The organism is Achromobacter sp. ISS7 (assembly GCF_056523125.1).
Genome location: NZ_JAWRZD010000001.1, coordinates 1,487,905 through 1,505,633 on the forward strand (window position 1 = coordinate 1,487,905; position 17,729 = coordinate 1,505,633).

The following is a 17,729-nucleotide window of genomic DNA, read 5'->3' on the forward strand; positions in this document are numbered from 1 at the left end:
TCGGTTCTCCTGGTTGGCCGGCGCGTCAGTGGGCGGCGCGCGGGCGGAAGGTCTTCAGGCGCAGCGCGTTGCCCAGCACGAACACGCTGGACAGCGCCATGGCGCCGGCCGCGAAGATCGGCGACAGCGACAGCCCGTAGGCCGGGTACAGCGCGCCCGCCGCCAGCGGGATCAGCGCGGCGTTGTAGGCGAAGGCCCAGAACAGGTTCTGGCGGATGTTGGCCAGCGTGGCGCGGCTGAGCGCGATGGCGTTGGGCACGCCGTGCAGGTCGTCGGCCATCAGCACCACCGAGGCGGCCTCGATGGCGACGTCGGTGCCGGTGCCGATGGCGATGCCGGTGTCGGCCGCGGCCAGCGCCGGCGCGTCGTTGATGCCGTCGCCGACAAAGGCCAGCTTGCGGCCGCCGGCGCGCAGCGCGGTGATGGCCTCGACCTTGCCGTCGGGCAGCACCTCGGCGCGCACTTCGTCGATGCCCAGCTGGCGCGCAACGGCCTGCGCCGTGTGGCGGTTGTCGCCGGTGATCATGGCGGTCTTCAGGCCCTGCGCGTGCAGCGCCGCGATCGCGTCCACGGCCGAGGGCTTGACCGGATCGGTCACCGCGATCATGGCGGCGGCCTGGCCGTCGATGGCGACGTAGATCGGCGTCTTGCCGTCGTTGCCCCATTGCTCGGCGCGTCGGCCGAAGGCGCTGACGTCCACGCCGCGCTCGGCCATCAGGCGGTCGGCGCCGGCCAGCACGCGCTTGCCGGCCACGCTGGCCTCGACCCCGGCGCCGGTGATGGCGGCGAAGCCTTCCGCCGGCAGCAGCTCGATCTTGCGTTCGGCCGCGGCCGCCACGATCGCCAGCGCGATCGGATGCTCGGAGCGCGCCTGCACCGAGGCGACCCATTGCAGCACGTCCGCGTCACGGAAGCCGGCGGCCGGCTCCAGTTCGGTCAGGGTCGGCTTGCCCAGCGTCAGCGTGCCGGTCTTGTCGAACGCCACCACCTGCACGTCGCGCAGCGTCTGCAGCGCGTCGCCCTGGCGGAACAGCACGCCCATGTCGGCGGCGCGGCCGGTGCCGACCATGATCGAGGTCGGCGTGGCCAGGCCCATGGCGCACGGGCAGGCGATGATCAGCACGGCCACGGCGTTGACCAGCGCATGCGACAGCGCCGGCGTCGGGCCAAGGAAGAACCAGGCCAGGAAGGTCAAGAGGGCCATGCCCATCACGGCCGGCACGAACCAGGCGGTGACCTGGTCGACCAGGGCCTGGATCGGCAGGCGCGCGCCCTGGGCGGCCTCGACCATGCGGATGATGCGGGCCAGCATGGTGTCGGCGCCGGTGTGGGTGACGCGCAGCGTGAAGCTGCCCGAGGTGTTGAGCGTGCCGCCGGTGGCCTGCATGCCGGGCTGTTTCTCGACCGGCACCGGTTCGCCGGTCAGCATCGATTCGTCGACGTACGAGCCGCCTTCGATGATCTCGCCGTCCAGCGGGATCTTTTCGCCGGGGCGCACCATCACGATGTCGCCCTTGCGCACTTGTTCGATGGCGATGTCCTGCGGCTGGCCGTCGCGCAGCACGCGCGCGGTGCGCGGCTGCAGGCCGATCAGGCGTTTGATGGCCGCGCCGGTCTTGCCCTTGGCGCGCGCTTCCAGCGTGCGGCCCAGCAGAATCAGCGTGACGATTACCGCCGCCGCTTCGTAATAGACGTTGCGGGCCGCTTCCGGCAGCCACTCGGGCGCGAAGGTCGCCACCACCGAGTAGCCCCAGGCGGCGCCGGCGCCCAGCGCCACCAGCGAGTTCATCTCCGGCGCGCGGCGCCACAGGGCGGTCAGGCCCTTGCTGAAGAAGTGGCGGCCCGGCCAGGCCAGCACCGCGGTGGTCAGCACGAACTGCAGCAGCCAGCTGTTCTGCTGGCCGATGGTCGCCATGACCCAGTGGTGCATGGCGGGAATCAGGTGCGAGCCCATTTCCAGCGCGAACACCGGCAGCGTCAGCACGAGCGCGGCGATGAAGGCCTGGCGCAGGCGCTGCGCCTCGGCGTCGCGCGCTTCGGACTGGCGCTCGGCGTGGTCGTCCTGGGCGGCGATGGGGCGGGCCTCGTAGCCCATCTTGACGACGGCCTCGACCAGCGCGTCGGGCTGGGCCGCGGCCGGGTCGTAGGCCACCAGGGCGCGTTCGGTGGCCAGGTTGACCTGCGCCTGGGCCACGCCCGGGACGCGGGTCAGGGCCTTTTCCACGCGCTTCACGCAGGACGCGCAGGTCATGCCTTCGATGGCAAGTTCAAGCTCGACGGAAGGGTTGGCAACGCTCATGGCAGTCTCGGTTGAGGTAGGAAGACCCCAGTTTCATCCTTCCCATTGTGGGAAGGTCAAGGATTATTCTACGCTTGACCTTCCTATAATGGGAAGGTCTAAGCTGGGGTTGAGCTGGCACCGGAAGCGGTGCGGCAATCCCCCTGACTCCCACGGAGAACACCATGAGCATCGAATTCCAAGTCCTCGACATGACCTGCGGCCACTGCGTCAAGACCATCACCGGCGCGGTGACGGCGGCGGCGCCGGGCGCCAGCGTGGCGGTGGACCTGCCCACGCATCGCGTCACCATCAGCGGCACCGACCAGGCCGACAAGGTCGAGGCCGCGATCCGCGACGCCGGCTACGAGCCGCAACGCGTGTGACGGCCGGCCGCCGCCGGGCGTATGATAGACAACGTCTGGCGGCGGCAATGTTGTTATTGCCAAAAGCTATCAATCAATTAAGTTAATTAAATTTGATAAATTGATAGCTGGGATTTATCATTCTTTCCATGGTGGTTAAACAACCCCGCTACCCAAGGAGAGATTGAATGCTGCAAAACCGTGAAGGCCAACGTGTTCCCAACGTAACGTTCCCCGTCCGCGAGGGCAACACCTGGAAAAAGGTCACGACCGACGACCTGTTCAAGAACAAGACGGTCGTGGTCTTTTCGCTTCCCGGCGCTTTCACGCCGACCTGCTCGTCGACCCACCTGCCGCGCTACAACGAACTGGCCCCGGCCTTCGCCGCCGCCGGCGTCGACAGCATCGTCTGCGTGTCGGTCAACGACACCTTCGTCATGAACGAATGGGCCAAGGACCAGGAATCGGCCAACATCACGCTGCTGCCCGACGGTAACGGTGAATTCACCGCCGGCATGGGCATGCTGGTCGACAAGAGCGACCTGGGCTTCGGCAAGCGCAGCTGGCGCTATTCCATGCTGGTCAAGGACGGCGTGGTGCAGAAGATGTTCATCGAGCCCGAAAAGGAAGGCGACCCGTTTGAAGTGTCGGACGCCGACACCATGCTGGCCCACTTCGCCCCGACGGCCAAGAAGCCCGACCAGGTGGTGGTGTTCTCCAAGCCCGGCTGCCCGTTCTGCGTGGAAGCCAAGGCGCTGCTCGAAGACAAGGGCTACGCCCCGATCGAGATCCCGCTGGAGAACAAGGTGCGCGGCCGCGTGATCGGCGCCGTGTCCGGCAAGGGCACCGCTCCGCAGGTGTTCATCAATGGTTCGCTGATCGGCGGCCTGGACGACCTGAAGGCGCACTTCGCCTGATGCTGGCAGGGAAGGGGCGCGCCGCGCTCCTTCCCGCGCCGAGTCGCCGCTGGCGGCCCGGCGCGCCGGTTTCCCTTTTTCCGCATCTTCGCGCGGCCCCGACCGGGCGCCGCGGGACGGCGTTCGTCCCGAGGGTGCGCAACAAGGCGGAATCCGCCTTTGACAACGTTTGCTCCACGCTACACCGGGGGATCCCACTCATGAAGACTCTGCACACCGATATCGCCATCCTCGGCGCCGGCACCGCCGGCCTGGCCGCCTATCGCGCCGCCAAGGCCGCGGGCAAGCGCGCGCTGCTGATCGAAGGCGGTCCCTATGGCACCACCTGCGCCCGGGTCGGCTGCATGCCGTCCAAGCTGCTGATCGCGGCCGCCGAGGCCGCCCACCAGGCGGCGCACACGGCGCCGTTCGGGGTGCACGTCGAGGGCGAGGTCACGGTCAATGGCGAAGAGGTGATGGACCGCGTCAAGCGCGAGCGCGACCGTTTCGTCGGCTTCGTGCTCGAGGGCGTGGAGAACATCCCGGCGGAAGACAAGATCCGCGGCTACGCCCGCTTTGAATCGGACACGGTGCTGCGGGTCGACGACCACACCGAGATCCACGCGTCCCACGTGGTGATCGCGACCGGCTCGCGGCCGTCGGTGCCGCCGCCGTTCCGGGCGCTGGGCGATCGCCTGGTGCTCAATGACGACGTGTTCGCCTGGGACGACCTGCCGCGCCGCGTGGCGGTGTTCGGCCCCGGCGTGATCGGACTGGAACTGGGCCAGGCGCTGGCGCGGCTGGGCGTCGAGGTGCGGGTGTTCGGCGTCAGCGGCAGCCTGGGCGGCATCAGCGATCCGCAGGTGCGCCACAGCGCCCGCAAGATCTTCCAGCAGGAGTTCTACCTGGACCCGGATGCGCGCGTGCTGGAAACCCAGCGCGTCGGCGACGAAGTCGAGGTGCGCTACGTGACGCTGGACAACAGCGAACGCACCGAGCGCTTCGACTATGCGCTGGTGGCCACCGGCCGCCGCCCCAATGTGGACGGCCTGGGCCTGGAGAACACCTCGCTGCAGCTGAACGCGCAGGGCGTGCCGCTGTTCGACCGCGACACCATGCAGGCGGGCGAGTCGGCTATCTTCATCGCCGGCGACGCCAATGCCGACGCGCCGCTGCTGCACGAAGCCGCCGACGAAGGCCGCATCGCCGGCGAGAACGCGGCCCGCTATCCCGAGGTGCGCCAGGGGCTGCGCCGCGCGCCGCTGGCGGTGGTGTTCTCGGACCCGCAGATTGCGTTGGCGGGGCAGGGCCACGCCCGCCTGACGCCGGGCACCTTCGTGACGGGCGAGGTCGATTTCGGCGACCAGGGCCGTTCGCGGGTGATGCTGAAGAACCGCGGCCTGCTGCACGTATATGCCGACATCGCCACCGGCCGCTTCCTGGGCGCGGAAATGGTCGGCCCCAGCGCCGAGCACATTGGCCATCTGCTGGCCTGGGCCGTGCAGCAGGAACTGACCGTGGCGCGCATGCTGGAAATGCCGTTCTACCACCCGGTCATCGAGGAAGGCCTGCGCACCGCACTGCGTGATGCCGCCGCCAAGCTGGCGCGGGCACAGGAAGCGCTGCGTCAGGTGGAAGCGGAAGACGCCGCGGCCTGAGGGTTTTGATGCGTGGAAAAGGCTGTCCCCTGGGGCAGCCTTTTTTGCGTCCTGGGCGGGTGCCGGGAAGCGTGCGGTCGGGCTGACCGGGGCGGGGGCCGGAGGTGAAGGCGGAATCGCGCGGATCCAGGATTTCTTGTCACGTCCGGGAATTTTATAGATAATCTATAAAACTTGATCAGGCCCCCGCCCATGAACACTTCCGTCATCACGCTGGACGGCGCGCATCTGCGCGCCGAGGACGTCGTCGCCATCGCGCGCGGCGGCGCCACCGTCGCCCTGGCCGACGCCGCCCGCCAGGCCCTGGACGCCACGCGCGGCTACATCGAATCGCACTGGCTCAACGACGTCGCGCCGCTGATGTATGCCTTCAACACCGGCGTGGGGGCGCTCAAGAGCCAGCGCATCGCGCCGGCGGAGATATCCACGTTCCAGGCCAGCCTGGTGCGTTCGCATTCGGCGGGCACGGGCGAGCCGATGCCGGACGAGGTGGTGCGCGCCATGATGGCGCTGCGCGTCAATGCCTTCGCCAGCAATCATTCCGGCGTGCGGGTGGCGATCATCGACCGGCTCATCGCCATGCTCAACCACGGCATTACGCCGCTGGTGCCGTCCAAGGGCAGCGTCGGCGCCAGCGGCGACCTGGCGCCGCTGGCCCTGATGAGCGGCGCCCTGATGGGCTTGCCGGAATCGCGCGTCACTTATCGTGGCGAGGTGATGCCCGCCGCGCGCGCCTTCGAGCAGGCCGGCATGGCGCCCACGATGGACGTGCAGGCCAAGGACGCGACGGCGTTGATCAATGGCGCGACCGCCTCGCTCGCCTATGCCGTGCTGGCCGCGCACGACGCGCGCGAGCTGCTGGGCAGCGCGACCCTGTCGATGGCCATGACGCTGGAGGCGCTGCGCGGCGAGCTCTCGTGTTTCGAGGACCGCGTCATGCTGGCGCGCCCGCACCGCGGCCAGCGGCGGGTGGCCGCGGCGATCCGCCAGCTGGTGGCGGGCAGCCAGCGCTGCACCGAGCCGGCCCGGCAACTGCGCCTGCGCGGCACGCCGGGGCTGGATCCGGCACAGGCCGGCACGCCGCACACGCCGCCCCTGGCGCCGCGCATCCAGGACGTCTATTCGCTGCGCTGCGTGCCGCAGGTCTACGGGCCGGTGCTGGACGCGCTGGACTACGTCGACGGCATCCTCGCCACCGAAATGAACAGCGCCACCGACAATCCGCTGATCTTCCCGGAAGACGCGGGCTACGCCATCGTTTCGGGCGGACACTTCCATGGGCAGTACATCGCCCAGGCCATGGACCTGCTGGCGCTGGCGGTGGCCGACCTGTCGGCGATCTGCGACCGCCGCAGCGCGCGGCTGGTCGATCCGGCCTGCAATTTCGGCCTGCCGGCCAACCTGATCGCGCAGCGCCCTGGCATCAACACCGGTTTTTCGGTGGTGCAGAGCATGGGGACCGGGCTGGTGCTGGAGAACATGGGCCTGTGTGGCCCGGCCAGCGCCACCAGCTTGCCCGCAAAGGGCAACACCGAAGACCACATCAGCAATTCGTGTTTCGCGGCGCGCCGCACCCGCACCGTGGTGGAGAACACCCAGGCGGTGGTGGCCGTCGAGCTACTGCTGGCCGCGCAGGCCCTGGACCTGGCCGAGCCCGACCTGGCCGCCTATCCGGTGGGCGTGGGCACGGCCGCGGCGTGGTCGGCGGTGCGGGCGACGGTGCCGGCCATGCTCGGCGATGACCGCTGGGTCCATGACGACATCGCGCAGTTGCGCGCGCGGGTCGCGGACGGCAGCCTCACCGCCGCCACGCAGTCCGCCTGCGGCCCGCTGTGGCAGGCGCGGGAGGCCGCATGACCTTGGCCCACGGCGCGTCGCGCGACGATGACGACACCTTGCCCGGGCGCATCGCGCGCACGCTGGTCGAACGCATCATCACGGGCCAGCTGCGCCCTGGCGAGCGGGTCGGCCAGGACGCGCTGGCGGCCGAATTCGGCGCCAGCCACGTGCCGGTGCGCGAGGCGTTCCGCCGGGTCGAAGCGCGCGGGCTGCTGGTGAGCGAGCCGCGCAAGGGCGTGCGGGTGAGTTCGCTGGACGAGGCCTCGATCGTGGAAATCACGCGCATGCGCGGCGCGCTTGAATCGCTGGCCCTGCGCCACGCGATGGCGGCGATGAGCGCCGGCGATCTGGCGCGGGCGCAGGCCGCGATCGAGGCGGGCGACAAGTCGCGTGACATGCGCGACTGGGAGGCGGCCAACCGCGCCTTCCACGAGGCGCTGTACCGGCCGTGCGCGATGCCACGGTTGCTGGCGACGATCGACATGCTGCACGAGTCGCGCACCCGTTACATGCACGTGACGGCATCGTGCGTGGCGTGGGACCCGGGCTCGCAGCGCGAGCACCTGGAATTGCTCGACGCGGTGCGCCAGGGCGAGGTCGAGCGGGCCTGCCGGCTGCTCGAGGCGCACATCGAGGATGCCGGCGAGATCCTGGTGCGCGGCCTGGCGATATGGCGCATGACCGTCGTGGGCGAGCCCTGAGCGCGGCGCTTGCGTCCACCATGAAAAAGCCCGGCCCCGTGTTTCGCGACACGGGGCCGGGCTTTTTTAAGTGCGGTGCTGGTCGGCGATCAGTCGTCCGACTGCTTCTTCGGCACGGGGAACGGGTTCTCGCGGTACTGCAGCGTGAAGCTCGCGCGTTCGTCCTGGCCGAGTTCGCGCGCCAGGTAGGGCATGGTCTGCTTGAGGGCGTCGTGCAGCGTCCAGGGCGGGTTGATCAGGAACATGCCGCTACCGTGCAGGCCGTAGCCGTCGATGGTGGCCTTCTTGACGGTGAGGGTGGCGTGCAGCCAGCTCTTGACCTTGAGGTTCTCGAAGTGGCGCGCCATTTCGCTGGCCTCGCGCCGCTGCACCAGCGGATACCAGACGGCGATGGTGCCGGTGGCGAAGCGCTTGACGCATTCCTTGACGGTGATCAGCGTGCGGCGGTAGTCGTTCTTGTCTTCATAGGACGGGTCGATCAGCACCATGCCGCGGCGCGTGGGCGGCGGCAGCAGGGCCTTGACGCCCTCGAAGCCATCGTCGCCGTAGATCGTGGTCTGGCGCTGCGCGGTGCGGTCCATGTGTTCGAGGTTGCCGACCAGGGTGTCGATCTCGGTCGGGTGCATTTCGAACAGGCGCAGGCGGTCGGACGGGCGCAGCGCGTCCAGCGTCAGCCAGGGCGAGCCGGGGTAGCGCTTGAGGCGGCCGTTGGTGTTGAAGGCGCGGATGCGGGCCATGTAGTCGGCCAGCAGGGGCGGCAGGTCGTCGCGTTCCCACAGGCGGCCGATGCCGTCGGCGAATTCCGAGGTCTTGGCGGCCCAGTCGCTGTCCAGGCTGTAGAGGCCGGCGCCGGCGTGGGTGTCGATGACCCAGTAGGGCGCGTCCTTGCGGTTGAAGTAGTCCAGGGTGTGGACCAGGATGGCGTGCTTGAGCACGTCGGCGTGGTTGCCGGCGTGGAAGGCGTGGCGATAGCTGAACACGGGGCGGGGGCCTCAGGCGGCCGGCCGGATGGCGGCCAGTTCGTCGGTGAAGATGCCGTCGATGCCCCAGTCGAGCAGCAGGCGCGCGCGCTCGGGGTCGTTGACGGTCCAGGCGGCGATGCGATAGCCGGCGGCGTGCACGGCGTCGATCAGTTCGCGCGTGGCGTCCTTCTGGTTGATGTTCAGGGCGACGCAGTCGTACTTGACCAGGCGGTCGAGCCAGTCGGCCGGCACTTTCTCGACCAGCAGGGCGCGCGGCAGTTCGGGCGCGGCGTCCTTGGCGGCCTGCAGGGCTTCCTCGGCGAAGGAAGACAGCAGCGGGGCCACGGCGGCGCCTTTCCAGAGTTCGCGGGCGGCCAGGGCGACGGCGGCGCCGGTCTCGGCTTCGCGGCCGGGGCAGGGCTTGATCTCGACGTTGCTGGCGATGCCGTTGGCGACGGTGTAGCGGGCCACGGCGGCGAAGGTGGGCAGCGGTTCGCCGGCGTAGGCGGCCGAGTGCCAGCTGCCGAAGTCCAGCTGCGCCAGTTCGCTGAAGGTCTTGGCGGCGGCGGGACCGTGGCCGTTGGAGGTGCGGTCGACGTCGTCGTCGTGCATCAGGACCAGGACGTTGTCGCGGCTGAGCTTGACGTCGTACTCGAACATGGTGAAGCCGTGTTCGGCGCCGACGCGCATGGCGGCGAGGGTGTTCTCCGGGGCCAGGCGGCCGCCGCCGCGGTGGGCGATGTGGCGGGAATAGGGCCAGGTGGGGAGGGGTGCGGTCATTTCTTTTGATGCGTTTGGGGTTCTTTGGGGTAGGGTGCAAGGATACTCTGTTCTGGGGGTTGCTTTCTTGGCCTGGGGGGTGTTTTGCGGGACGTTGGGGGCTTTCTTTCTTCTGGGCGCGGCGGCGGGGCCGTGGCGCGGGGTCGGGGCTACGAGGCTTGTCCGGCGCGTGCGCGCCGGACAGCGCTTCCTCATCCTCGTCGCCTGCGGCTCCTTCGGATTCCGTCGCGCGCGCCTCTACACGCCCCGGCCCCGCGCCACGGCCCCGCCGCCGCTCGCGGTGGTGAAGGCTTGGGACGCCGCTGGGGTGGAGGGGCGTGCTTGGGCTTCGTGGGTAGGTGCGGGGGGCGCTTGAAAGATCTACTGGCGCCCGTCCGACAAGGCCGCCCTGCGCGGCCTTGTCGGACATACGTGGTGGTTGCTCGCGGGGGCGCATCCTTGGGTGGGAGGTAGGATTTGCGGACGGCGAGTCTGTTTATGGGAGCGGGATGCGGCCTGGAGAGACGCCAGGGGCGCGTGGCGCTACTTCATCGGGGCCTTGCCCTGGGAGACGTCCATGATCATGCGGGTGGCCAGGTAGAGGCGGGGGACGATGGAGTTGATCTGGATGTATTCGGCGTCGTTGGAGTGGGCGCCGAAGCCGCTCAGGCCCATGCCTTCGATGACGGGGCCGCGGGCCTTGAGGGCGGCGAAGGCGGCGTCGGTGCCGCCGCCGCTGGCGCGGTCGATGACTTTCATGGGCAGGCCGATCTCCTGGTAGATGGCGACGCCGTGGTTGGCGAGGGCGCGCGAGGCGGGGGTGGCTTCCAGCGGCGGGCGGCGCACTTCGAATTTGACGCTGACCTTGGCCTCGGGCAGCAGTTTCTTCTGGATGCGTTCCTGCAGGGTGCGTTCGAGGGCGTCGAAGTCGGCGACCTTGAGGGCGCGGGCGTCGGCCTGGGCGGTGGCCTGGCCGGGGATGACGTTGCGGTTGGTGCCGGCCTGGGCCACGGTCCAGTTCAGTTTCAGGCCTTCCTCGGGCTTGGACAGGTCCTTGAGCTGCAGGATCTGGTGCGACAGCTCGGTCAGGGCGTTGACGCCGCCCTCGGGGCGGGCGCCGGCGTGCGAGGTCTTGCCCTGCACGGTCAGGTAGGCGGCGCCGATGCCGCTGGTGGCCAGGGTCAGGCGGGCCTCGGCGCCGCCGCCCTCGAAGGAGAACACCGCGTCCTGGTCGGCGCCCAGGCGGGTGATGGTGGCGCGGGCGCCGGGGGAACTGATTTCCTCGTCGCCGTTGATCAGCACGGTGAGCGTGCCGTAGTCCTTGAAGTCCAGCTTCTGCAGCAGGGCCACGGTGTGCAGGATGGTGGCCACGCCGTGCTTGTCGTCGGCGATGCCCAGGCCGTAGGCGCGGTCGCCGTCGATGCGGAAGGGCTGGTCCTTGAGCATGCCGTTGCGGTAGACGGTGTCCATGTGCGCGATCAGCATGATCTTCTTCTGGCCGCTGCCCTTGAACTCGGCGTGCACCATGGGGCCGACGCGCTCGGGCGTGTCGTCCAGGCGGAAGATGTCGGCGGGCTGCAGGATCTCGACCTTGCCGCCCAGCGCCTTGAGCCGTTCGCCGATCAGGGCGGCGATGCGTTCCACGCCTTCCACGTCCTTGCTGCCCGATTCGATGTTGACCAGGTCGCGCATGGTGTCGAGCATGGCCTGCTGCTGGCCCTTGGCGGCGTCGTGCACGGCGGCCACGGGGGCGGCCAGGACGGCGGCTGGAGCGCCGAGGCAGGCCAGGGCGAGGAGGGTGCGAAGGACGAGCGGACGTGAGGACGGGAACGGCATCGAAAGTCACCTCTGCAAGAAAAAAGGGAAGGAAGGCGCCGGCCACGGCGTGGCGGCCCGAGGGTCACGATACGAGTGGGGACGGAAGGCGAAAACCGGGGTTTCCCGGGTTGACCGGGGCCGGCTTCCATGGGGGTGGAAAGCCCGTGGCGCGAGGGCGGCAAGGGCGCCGGACGGGCCGATGTAAGCAGACGCTGCGGGAAGAATGAGAAATGCTAAAATCCGCCCGCTGACCCGGTTTGACCGGTATGGGAATAGGGCGAATGAGATTCGCCTTTTTTTATGCGTTTTCGTGCGGCCCGGGCGGAAGTCTCCCCCCGAGTGCGGCAACAGGGATTCCATGTTCGAATTTATTCGCAGCCACCGGCGCTGGATGCAGTTCATCCTGCTGCTTCTGATTGTGCCTTCCTTCTTCCTCGTCGGGATTCAGGGCTATGAGAGCTTCATGCGCAAGGAGCCTGAACTGGCGACCGTCGCCGGCCAGCCCATTTCCCGCGCGGAGTTCGACCAGGCGCACCGCAACCAGCTTGAACAGTATCGCCAGCGCCTGGGCGCGCAGTTCGACCCGGCGGTGATCGACACCCCGCAACTGCGCGAAGCGCTGCTGAATCAGCTGATCAACCAGCGCCTGCTGGCGAACGTCGCCGTCGATAACCGTTTCTCGGTGTCCGACGAAACGCTGCGCAACACCATCGCCGCGATCCCGGAAGTGCAGGACAACGGCCGCTTCTCGCCCGAGCGCTACCGCCAGGTGCTGGCGGCCCAGGGCATGTCGCCGACGTCGTTCGAAGCCGGCCTGCGCCGTGACCTGGCCGTGGCCCGCGTGCTCGAGCCGGTCGGCCAGTCGGCCAGCGCGCCCTCGGAAGTGGTGGCGTCGCTCGAAACCGCCCTGACGCAGCAGCGCACGGTGCAGCTGCGCCGCTTCGCCGCCGCCGATTTCCGCTCGCAAGTGAGCGTCACCCCGGCCGACATCCAGGCCTGGTACGACGCCAACAAGCAGCAACTGCAGATTCCCGAGCAGGTCCAGGTGCAATACCTGGTGCTGAACGAGGCCGCCGCCACCGAAGGCGTGCAGGTCAAGGACGAGGACCTGGCTTCGTACTACGAGCAGAACAAGAACCGCTTCGGCCAGCCCGAGCGTCGCCGCGCCAGCCACATCATGATCGAAGTGCCCGCCGGCGCCTCGGAAGATGCGCGCAAGGCCGCCCGCGCCAAGGCCGAGGACCTGGCCAAGCAGGCCGCCGCCGACCCGGCGCAGTTCGCCGAGCTGGCCCGCAAGAATTCGCAGGACGCCGGTTCGGCCGCCAATGGCGGCGACCTGGGCTGGCTGGCGCCGGGCATGCTGTCCGGCCCGCTGGAAAAGGCGATCTTCAGCCAATCCAAGGACCAGGTGTCGGGCGTGGTCGAAAGCCCGTCGGGCTTCCACGTCATCAAGGTCACCGAGATCCAGCCCGCCGCGATCAAGCCGCTGGCCGAGGTCAAGGACCAGATCACCGCCGAAGTGCGCAAGCAACTGGCCGCCGTGCGTTTCTCGGAAATGGCCAGCCAGCTGAACAAGCAGGTCTACGACCAGCGCGACAGCCTGCAGCCCGCCGCCGACGCGGTCGGCCTGAAGCTGCGCACCGCCTCGGGTGTGACGCGCGAAGGCCTGCTGCCCGCCGACCAGGCCGGTCCGGGTTCCGCGGTCGACAGCCCGGACGCCGCGCTGCTGGACAACCCGCGCGTGCGCCAGGTGCTGTTCTCGCCCGACGTGCTGCGTGAAAAGCAGAATTCCGGCGTGATCGAGCTGTCGCCCGACACCATGCTGGCGGTGCGCGTGGCCGCGGTCGAACCGGCCCACGTGCCGGCGCTGGACAAGGTCAGCGATTCGATCCGCGCCAAGCTGCTGGACGAGCGCTCGGCCGAAGCCGCCAAGAAGGCCGGCGAAGCCGCGCTGGCGGCCGACCAGGCCAACCCGGCCGCGGCGCCGGAAGGCTTCGGCGGTCCGCTGGTGGTGTCGCGCCAGGATCCCAAGAATCTGCCGCGCCAGGTGCTGGACGCCGTGATGCGCCTGCCGGCCGCCAAGCTGCCGGCCTACACCGGCGTGCAGTCGGGCGCCGATTACACGCTGGTGCGCCTGGAGAAGGTCGAGGCCGGCACGGTCGAGGCCGCCGACAAGGAACGCTTGGCGCAGCAATTGGCCGGCGCCTGGGGCCAGGCCGAGAACGAGGCGCTGGTGCGCATGCTGCGCGAAGAATACAAGGTGCAGGTGCTGCCGGCGGCCGCGGACGCCATCCGCGGCGGCGACGCCTCGCAGCAGGCGGCGGGCTGATCCGCCGCGCCGCGGGTCGCGGGCCGTTCAGGCCCGCGTCACTGCAGCAAGGGCCGCAATGCCGGCCAGACATTGTCCAGTAACTGGGCCTGCGCATCCTCGTTCGGATGGATGCCGTCGGCCTGGAACATCGCCCGGTTCGTTGCGATACCTTCCATCAGGAAGGGCACGAGCCGGGCGTTTTCGTCTTTGGCGACCGTGGGGAACACCTGGGCGAAACGCTGGGTGTAGTCACGGCCGTAGTTGGGCGGGATCTGCATGCCGACGATGACCACGTCGGCCTCGGCCTTGCGCGCGGCCTGCGCCATGGTGCGCAGGTTCTGCTCCGTCATGTTCAGCGGCAGCCCGCGCAGGGCGTCGTTCGAGCCCAGCTCCAGCACCACCACCGCCGGCTCGTGCTGGCGCAGCAGGGCCGGCAGGCGCGCGACGCCGCCGCTGGTGGTGTCGCCGCTGATGCTGGCGTTCACCACCTTGTACTTCGGGTATTGTTCGGAAAGCCGCGCGGACAGCAGCGGCACCCAGCCGGTGCCGCGCTTGATGCCGTATTCGGCGGCCAGGCTGTCGCCCACCACCAGCACGGTGCGCTGCGCGGAACCCTGGGCCGCCGCGGCGGTCTGAGCGTGGGCGGGCGCCACCAGGGTGGCGGCGGCAAGCGTGGATATCAGTAGTGAACGGCGAATCAGGGGAATCAGGCGCATGGATAGCAAGAATTCGATCGAGGTGAAAGGGCTGGGCAAGCGGGTGGCCGATGCCGGCGGGACGCTGTCTATCCTGGAAGACATCGATTTTACGGTGGCGGCGGGCAGCGCCGTGGCCATCACCGGCAGCTCCGGGTCGGGCAAGTCCACTTTGCTGGGACTGCTGGCCGGGCTGGATGTTCCCAGCCAGGGCAGCGTGCGCCTGGCCGGGCAGGACCTGTTCGCCCTGGACGAGGACGGCCGCGCGCGCCTGCGGGCCAATCACGTGGGGTTCGTGTTCCAGTCGTTCCAGCTGTTGCCGAACCTGACGGCGCTGGAAAACGTGATGCTGCCGCTGGAACTGGCGGGCCAGCCGGCGCGCGAGGCGGCCCAGGCCATGCTCGAGCGCGTCGGCCTGGGGGCGCGCCTGCATCACTATCCGCGCACCCTGTCCGGCGGCGAGCAGCAGCGCGTGTCGCTGGCGCGCGCCTTCGTGGTGCAGCCCGACCTGCTGTTCGCCGACGAACCCACCGGCAGCCTGGACGCCGCCACCGGGGTGACGGTCATCGACCTGATGTTCGACCTGCACCGCGAGCACGGCACCACCCTGGTGCTGGTGACGCACGACCCGCAGCTGGCGGCGCGTTGCGGCCGCCAGGTGGTGCTGGCGGCGGGCCGCATGGCGGCCTGACGCGGCATCCGGGCGCGGCCAATGCCGCCAGCCCGGGACACAAGCCTGAAACGAAAACGCCACCCGAAGGTGGCGTTCTTGTTTGGCGCGGGCCTTACTTGGCCTTGGCCACGGCCTGGTTCCAGGCGGTGACGACGGCCTCGTATTCCTTGGCGGCGGCGTCCTGGCTGACCGGGAAGATCTTGATGCTGCTGAAGTCGGGCAGGGTGGTCAGGCTGGCCACCGCGATGTCGCTGCGGGTCGGACGGCGGAAGTTCTTGACCAGTTGCGCTTCCTGCGATTCCTTGCTGAGCAGGCCGTCGTACAGCGCCTTGGCGGCGTCCAGGTTCTTGGCGCCCTTGATGATGAACATGCCTTCGGGCGCCAGGTAGCTGCCTTCGGTCGGGTAGACCAGCTTGATCTCCTTCTGGCCGCCGGCCACGTATTCCTGGGCGGCGTATTCCAGCGTCATGCCGACCGCGTATTCGCCGGCCGCCACGCCCTTGTAGGTGGTGCCCGACGAGGCCGTGACCACGGCGTTGGCGGCGATCTTGTCCAGGCCTTCCTGGCCGAACTGCTTGTACAGGCCGTAGACCAGCATGTAGGCGGTGCCGCTCTTGGACGGATCGGTGATGGCGAACTTGCCTTTCCATTGCGGTTGCATCAGGTCGGACCAGGTGGCCGGCGCCGCCAGGCCCTTCAACTGGCGCTCGTTGACCATCAACACCATGATGTGCACGTTGGTGCCGACCCACAGGTCGTCCGGGCCGCGGAACTCGGTGGGGATCTTGTCGAGGTCGGCCGGGCGGTAGGGCTGCAGGTGCTGGCGGTAGGCGCCCAGGGTGCCGAAGCCGCCGCTCCAGAACAAGTCGCCGCGCGGGTTCTGGGCCTCGGCCTCGATGCGCTTCATCATGGTGCCGGTGCCGCCGGTGACCGGCTGCACGTTCAGCTTGGGCGACTTCTTCTTGACGGCGTCGAGCGCGGTCTCGATCGTCTCGGTGTTGTTGGACGAGTACAGGACCACGTTCTGCGCGTGCACGGCGCCCGAGGCCAGGGTGGCGGCCAGCAGGCCGGTTTGCAGGAGGTGTTTGAGGTGCATGGGGAGCCTTTGTGGATGCGGGTTATTTGCCGGAGAACAGCTTGATGCGGAATGCCTTGACCGACACGATGATGGGCAGCACGATCACCGTGACCAGCGCCGCGCCATAGGCCGAGGCCATGCCCAGGCGGCCGCCGTCGACCTGGCGGAAGATGGCGATCGGCATGGTTTCGAGGCCGCCGCTATAGGCCACGATCGAGGCCGACAGCTCGGAAATCGTGGTCAGCCACATCAGGATGGCGGCCGAGATGATCGAGGCCTTCATGGCCGGCAGGATCACCTTGAAGAAGGTCATCAGCGGCGACACGCCCAGGCTGATCGAGGCTTCCTCGATCGAGTCGGGAATGTTGAACAGCACCGACGAGGCGTTGCGCACCGCGAACGGCAGGCGCCGCACCGCATAGCACAGCACCATGATGCCGGAGGTGCCGGCCAGCACCAGCCAGCCGGTGTTGAAGGTCTGCACCAGCGCGATGCCCAGCACCGTGCCCGAGATGGTCAGCGGCAGCACCACGATGTAGTCCAGCACCTGGGTGAAGGCGCTGCGCTTCTTGATGGTCAGGTAGCTCACCAGCACCGCGAAGGCGACGCCCGTGACGGTGGCCAGCGAGGCGAACTTGAGCGAATTCAGGATCGGCTCGGGCGCGCCGTGCAGGGCGCGCTGCATGCTGGCCAGCGACCACGAGCCCCAGTGCATCACCGGCCCGCTGGTCTTGGTGAAGGCGGCGATGAACACCACGATCAGCGGCAGCAGCGACAGCAGGATCACCAGGCCGACGCCGCCGGTGTACAGCATCGCCTGCCAGGAACGCACCCGGCGCGCCGCCGGCGCGCGGCCCTGGGTCATGGTGTAGACCTTGCGCTCGACCACGCGCTTCTGCACGAACAGCACGATGGCGACGATGGCGATCGACACCACCGACATGGCGCTCTGCAGCGTCGGGCTGCCGCCCATTTCGCTGACGAATGTGTTGTAGGTCATCACCGACAGCAGCGGCACGCGGCTGCCCAGCAGCATCGCCAGCGCGAAGTTGCCGACCACCAGCGTGAACACCACCAGCGCGTTCACCAGCACCGCGGGCAGCAGCACCGGCACCAGCACCCGCAGCTGCGTCATCAGCGGCGGCGTTCCCAGGCTCAGGCCGGCCTCCTCCAGCTGGCCGTCGAAGCCGCGCAACGCGGCCAGCACGCCCAGGTAGATGTAGGTGTAGTAGACCAGCGTCATCGAGAACACCATGCCGGTCCAGCCGTAGAACGACGGCAGCGAGATGCCCGCGTCGCCCAGCAGGTTGGTCAGGATGCCGTTGTTGCCCAGCACCAGCAGCCACGACTGGCCGACGATGATCTCGGGAATGACGATGGTCAGCACCGGCAGGATCGCCACCAGGTTCTTGAGCGGGAAGTCGTAGCGCGCCACCATGTAGGCGAACGGCACGCCCACCAGGATGGTGCAGGTGGTCACCACCAGCCCCAGCACCAGCGTGTTGCCGAAGGCCTCCAGGTATTGCGAGTCGGCCAGCAGCGCGCGGAAGCCTTCCAGCGAGAAGCCGCCGTCCTGGCCGGTGACGCTATTGCTGAACAGCACCGCCAGCGGATACAGCACGAAGAACAGCAACAGCGCCAGGCTGATTGCCGTCAGGATGCCCCAGGGCCACCATTTGATCTTCATGGCGTGGCG

14 protein-coding genes are annotated in these 17,729 nt (G+C 68.8%); 7 read left to right on the forward strand and 7 right to left on the reverse strand.

Annotated elements, in window-relative coordinates; all coding sequences use genetic code 11:
* Positions 1–25: 25 nt before the first annotated feature.
* The gene (locus tag AC1HFW_RS06940) at positions 26–2,299 is read right to left on the reverse strand and encodes a heavy metal translocating P-type ATPase (protein ID WP_479282411.1); all 2,274 of its coding nucleotides are present in this window, start codon (positions 2,297–2,299) and stop codon (positions 26–28) included.
* 164 nt (positions 2,300–2,463) lie between these two features.
* Here AC1HFW_RS06940 and AC1HFW_RS06945 point away from each other — a divergent pair, with 164 nt between their 5' ends.
* From AC1HFW_RS06945 to AC1HFW_RS06965, 5 genes are all read left to right on the forward strand, one after another.
* Positions 2,464–2,664: a heavy-metal-associated domain-containing protein gene (locus tag AC1HFW_RS06945; RefSeq protein ID WP_006394713.1), complete on the forward strand. Its 201-nt coding sequence runs from the start codon at positions 2,464–2,466 to the stop codon at positions 2,662–2,664.
* Between the two features lie 167 nt (positions 2,665–2,831).
* Positions 2,832–3,560, forward strand: coding sequence for a glutathione peroxidase (locus tag AC1HFW_RS06950; RefSeq protein WP_006394714.1), 729 nt, complete (start codon positions 2,832–2,834; stop codon positions 3,558–3,560).
* A 200-nt stretch (positions 3,561–3,760) separates the two neighbouring features.
* On the forward strand, positions 3,761–5,197 hold the full coding sequence (locus tag AC1HFW_RS06955) for a dihydrolipoyl dehydrogenase (RefSeq protein WP_479282413.1): 1,437 nt from the start codon (positions 3,761–3,763) through the stop codon (positions 5,195–5,197).
* A 192-nt stretch (positions 5,198–5,389) separates the two neighbouring features.
* On the forward strand, positions 5,390–7,054 hold the full coding sequence (locus tag AC1HFW_RS06960; RefSeq protein WP_479282414.1) for an HAL/PAL/TAL family ammonia-lyase: 1,665 nt from the start codon (positions 5,390–5,392) through the stop codon (positions 7,052–7,054).
* Positions 7,051–7,737: a GntR family transcriptional regulator gene (locus AC1HFW_RS06965; protein ID WP_479282415.1), complete on the forward strand. Its 687-nt coding sequence runs from the start codon at positions 7,051–7,053 to the stop codon at positions 7,735–7,737. The genes AC1HFW_RS06960 and AC1HFW_RS06965 overlap by 4 nt, the downstream gene beginning before the upstream one ends.
* An 89-nt stretch (positions 7,738–7,826) precedes the next feature.
* On the opposite strand, the gene AC1HFW_RS06970 is transcribed toward AC1HFW_RS06965, so the two are convergent.
* The 3 genes from AC1HFW_RS06970 to AC1HFW_RS06980 form a co-directional block, all read right to left on the reverse strand.
* On the reverse strand, positions 7,827–8,717 hold the full coding sequence (locus AC1HFW_RS06970; protein WP_006394718.1) for a 23S rRNA (adenine(2030)-N(6))-methyltransferase RlmJ: 891 nt from the start codon (positions 8,715–8,717) through the stop codon (positions 7,827–7,829).
* Between the two features lie 12 nt (positions 8,718–8,729).
* Positions 8,730–9,479 carry a glycerophosphodiester phosphodiesterase gene (gene ugpQ / locus AC1HFW_RS06975; protein ID WP_479282417.1) on the reverse strand — a complete coding sequence of 250 codons (750 nt, stop codon included), beginning with the start codon at positions 9,477–9,479 and terminating at the stop codon, positions 8,730–8,732.
* Between the two features lie 522 nt (positions 9,480–10,001).
* Positions 10,002–11,294, reverse strand: coding sequence for a M20/M25/M40 family metallo-hydrolase (locus AC1HFW_RS06980; protein ID WP_479282419.1), 1,293 nt, complete (start codon positions 11,292–11,294; stop codon positions 10,002–10,004).
* A 340-nt stretch (positions 11,295–11,634) separates the two neighbouring features.
* Here AC1HFW_RS06980 and AC1HFW_RS06985 point away from each other — a divergent pair, with 340 nt between their 5' ends.
* Positions 11,635–13,605 carry a SurA N-terminal domain-containing protein gene (locus tag AC1HFW_RS06985; RefSeq protein WP_061071390.1) on the forward strand — a complete coding sequence of 657 codons (1,971 nt, stop codon included), beginning with the start codon at positions 11,635–11,637 and terminating at the stop codon, positions 13,603–13,605.
* 38 nt (positions 13,606–13,643) lie between these two features.
* On the opposite strand, the gene AC1HFW_RS06990 is transcribed toward AC1HFW_RS06985, so the two are convergent.
* Positions 13,644–14,303: an arylesterase gene (locus AC1HFW_RS06990; RefSeq protein WP_006394722.1), complete on the reverse strand. Its 660-nt coding sequence runs from the start codon at positions 14,301–14,303 to the stop codon at positions 13,644–13,646.
* Here AC1HFW_RS06990 and AC1HFW_RS06995 point away from each other — a divergent pair.
* Positions 14,302–14,973, forward strand: a complete 672-nt coding sequence (locus AC1HFW_RS06995) for an ABC transporter ATP-binding protein (protein ID WP_006394723.1) — start codon at positions 14,302–14,304, stop codon at positions 14,971–14,973. The two genes, AC1HFW_RS06990 and AC1HFW_RS06995, sit on opposite strands and share 2 nt — an antisense overlap.
* A 94-nt stretch (positions 14,974–15,067) precedes the next feature.
* Here the strand turns inward: AC1HFW_RS06995 and AC1HFW_RS07000 are convergent, their stop codons facing one another.
* Both AC1HFW_RS07000 and AC1HFW_RS07005 read right to left on the reverse strand, forming a co-directional pair.
* Positions 15,068–16,051: an ABC transporter substrate-binding protein gene (locus tag AC1HFW_RS07000; RefSeq protein WP_479282421.1), complete on the reverse strand. Its 984-nt coding sequence runs from the start codon at positions 16,049–16,051 to the stop codon at positions 15,068–15,070.
* Between the two features lie 22 nt (positions 16,052–16,073).
* Positions 16,074–17,720: an ABC transporter permease gene (locus tag AC1HFW_RS07005; RefSeq protein WP_006388177.1), complete on the reverse strand. Its 1,647-nt coding sequence runs from the start codon at positions 17,718–17,720 to the stop codon at positions 16,074–16,076.
* Positions 17,721–17,729: the final 9 nt, after the last annotated feature.

Excerpts from the sequence above, each read along its gene's own strand:
- AC1HFW_RS06955 (WP_479282413.1), top strand. The coding sequence starts at position 3,761 with ATGAAGACTCTGCACACCGATATCGCCATCCTCGGCGCCGGCACCGCC.
- AC1HFW_RS06960 (WP_479282414.1), top strand. The coding sequence starts at position 5,390 with ATGAACACTTCCGTCATCACGCTGGACGGCGCGCATCTGCGCGCCGAG.
- AC1HFW_RS06965 (WP_479282415.1), top strand. The coding sequence starts at position 7,051 with ATGACCTTGGCCCACGGCGCGTCGCGCGACGATGACGACACCTTGCCC.
- AC1HFW_RS07005 (WP_006388177.1), bottom strand. The coding sequence starts at position 17,720 with ATGAAGATCAAATGGTGGCCCTGGGGCATCCTGACGGCAATCAGCCTG.
- AC1HFW_RS06980 (WP_479282419.1), bottom strand. The coding sequence starts at position 11,294 with ATGCCGTTCCCGTCCTCACGTCCGCTCGTCCTTCGCACCCTCCTCGCC.
- AC1HFW_RS06945 (WP_006394713.1), top strand. The coding sequence starts at position 2,464 with ATGAGCATCGAATTCCAAGTCCTCGACATGACCTGCGGCCACTGCGTC.
- AC1HFW_RS06950 (WP_006394714.1), top strand. The coding sequence starts at position 2,832 with ATGCTGCAAAACCGTGAAGGCCAACGTGTTCCCAACGTAACGTTCCCC.
- AC1HFW_RS06985 (WP_061071390.1), top strand. The coding sequence starts at position 11,635 with ATGTTCGAATTTATTCGCAGCCACCGGCGCTGGATGCAGTTCATCCTG.
- AC1HFW_RS06995 (WP_006394723.1), top strand. The coding sequence starts at position 14,302 with ATGGATAGCAAGAATTCGATCGAGGTGAAAGGGCTGGGCAAGCGGGTG.
- AC1HFW_RS06940 (WP_479282411.1), bottom strand. The coding sequence starts at position 2,299 with ATGAGCGTTGCCAACCCTTCCGTCGAGCTTGAACTTGCCATCGAAGGC.
- ugpQ (WP_479282417.1), bottom strand. The coding sequence starts at position 9,479 with ATGACCGCACCCCTCCCCACCTGGCCCTATTCCCGCCACATCGCCCAC.
- AC1HFW_RS07000 (WP_479282421.1), bottom strand. The coding sequence starts at position 16,051 with ATGCACCTCAAACACCTCCTGCAAACCGGCCTGCTGGCCGCCACCCTG.
- AC1HFW_RS06990 (WP_006394722.1), bottom strand. The coding sequence starts at position 14,303 with ATGCGCCTGATTCCCCTGATTCGCCGTTCACTACTGATATCCACGCTT.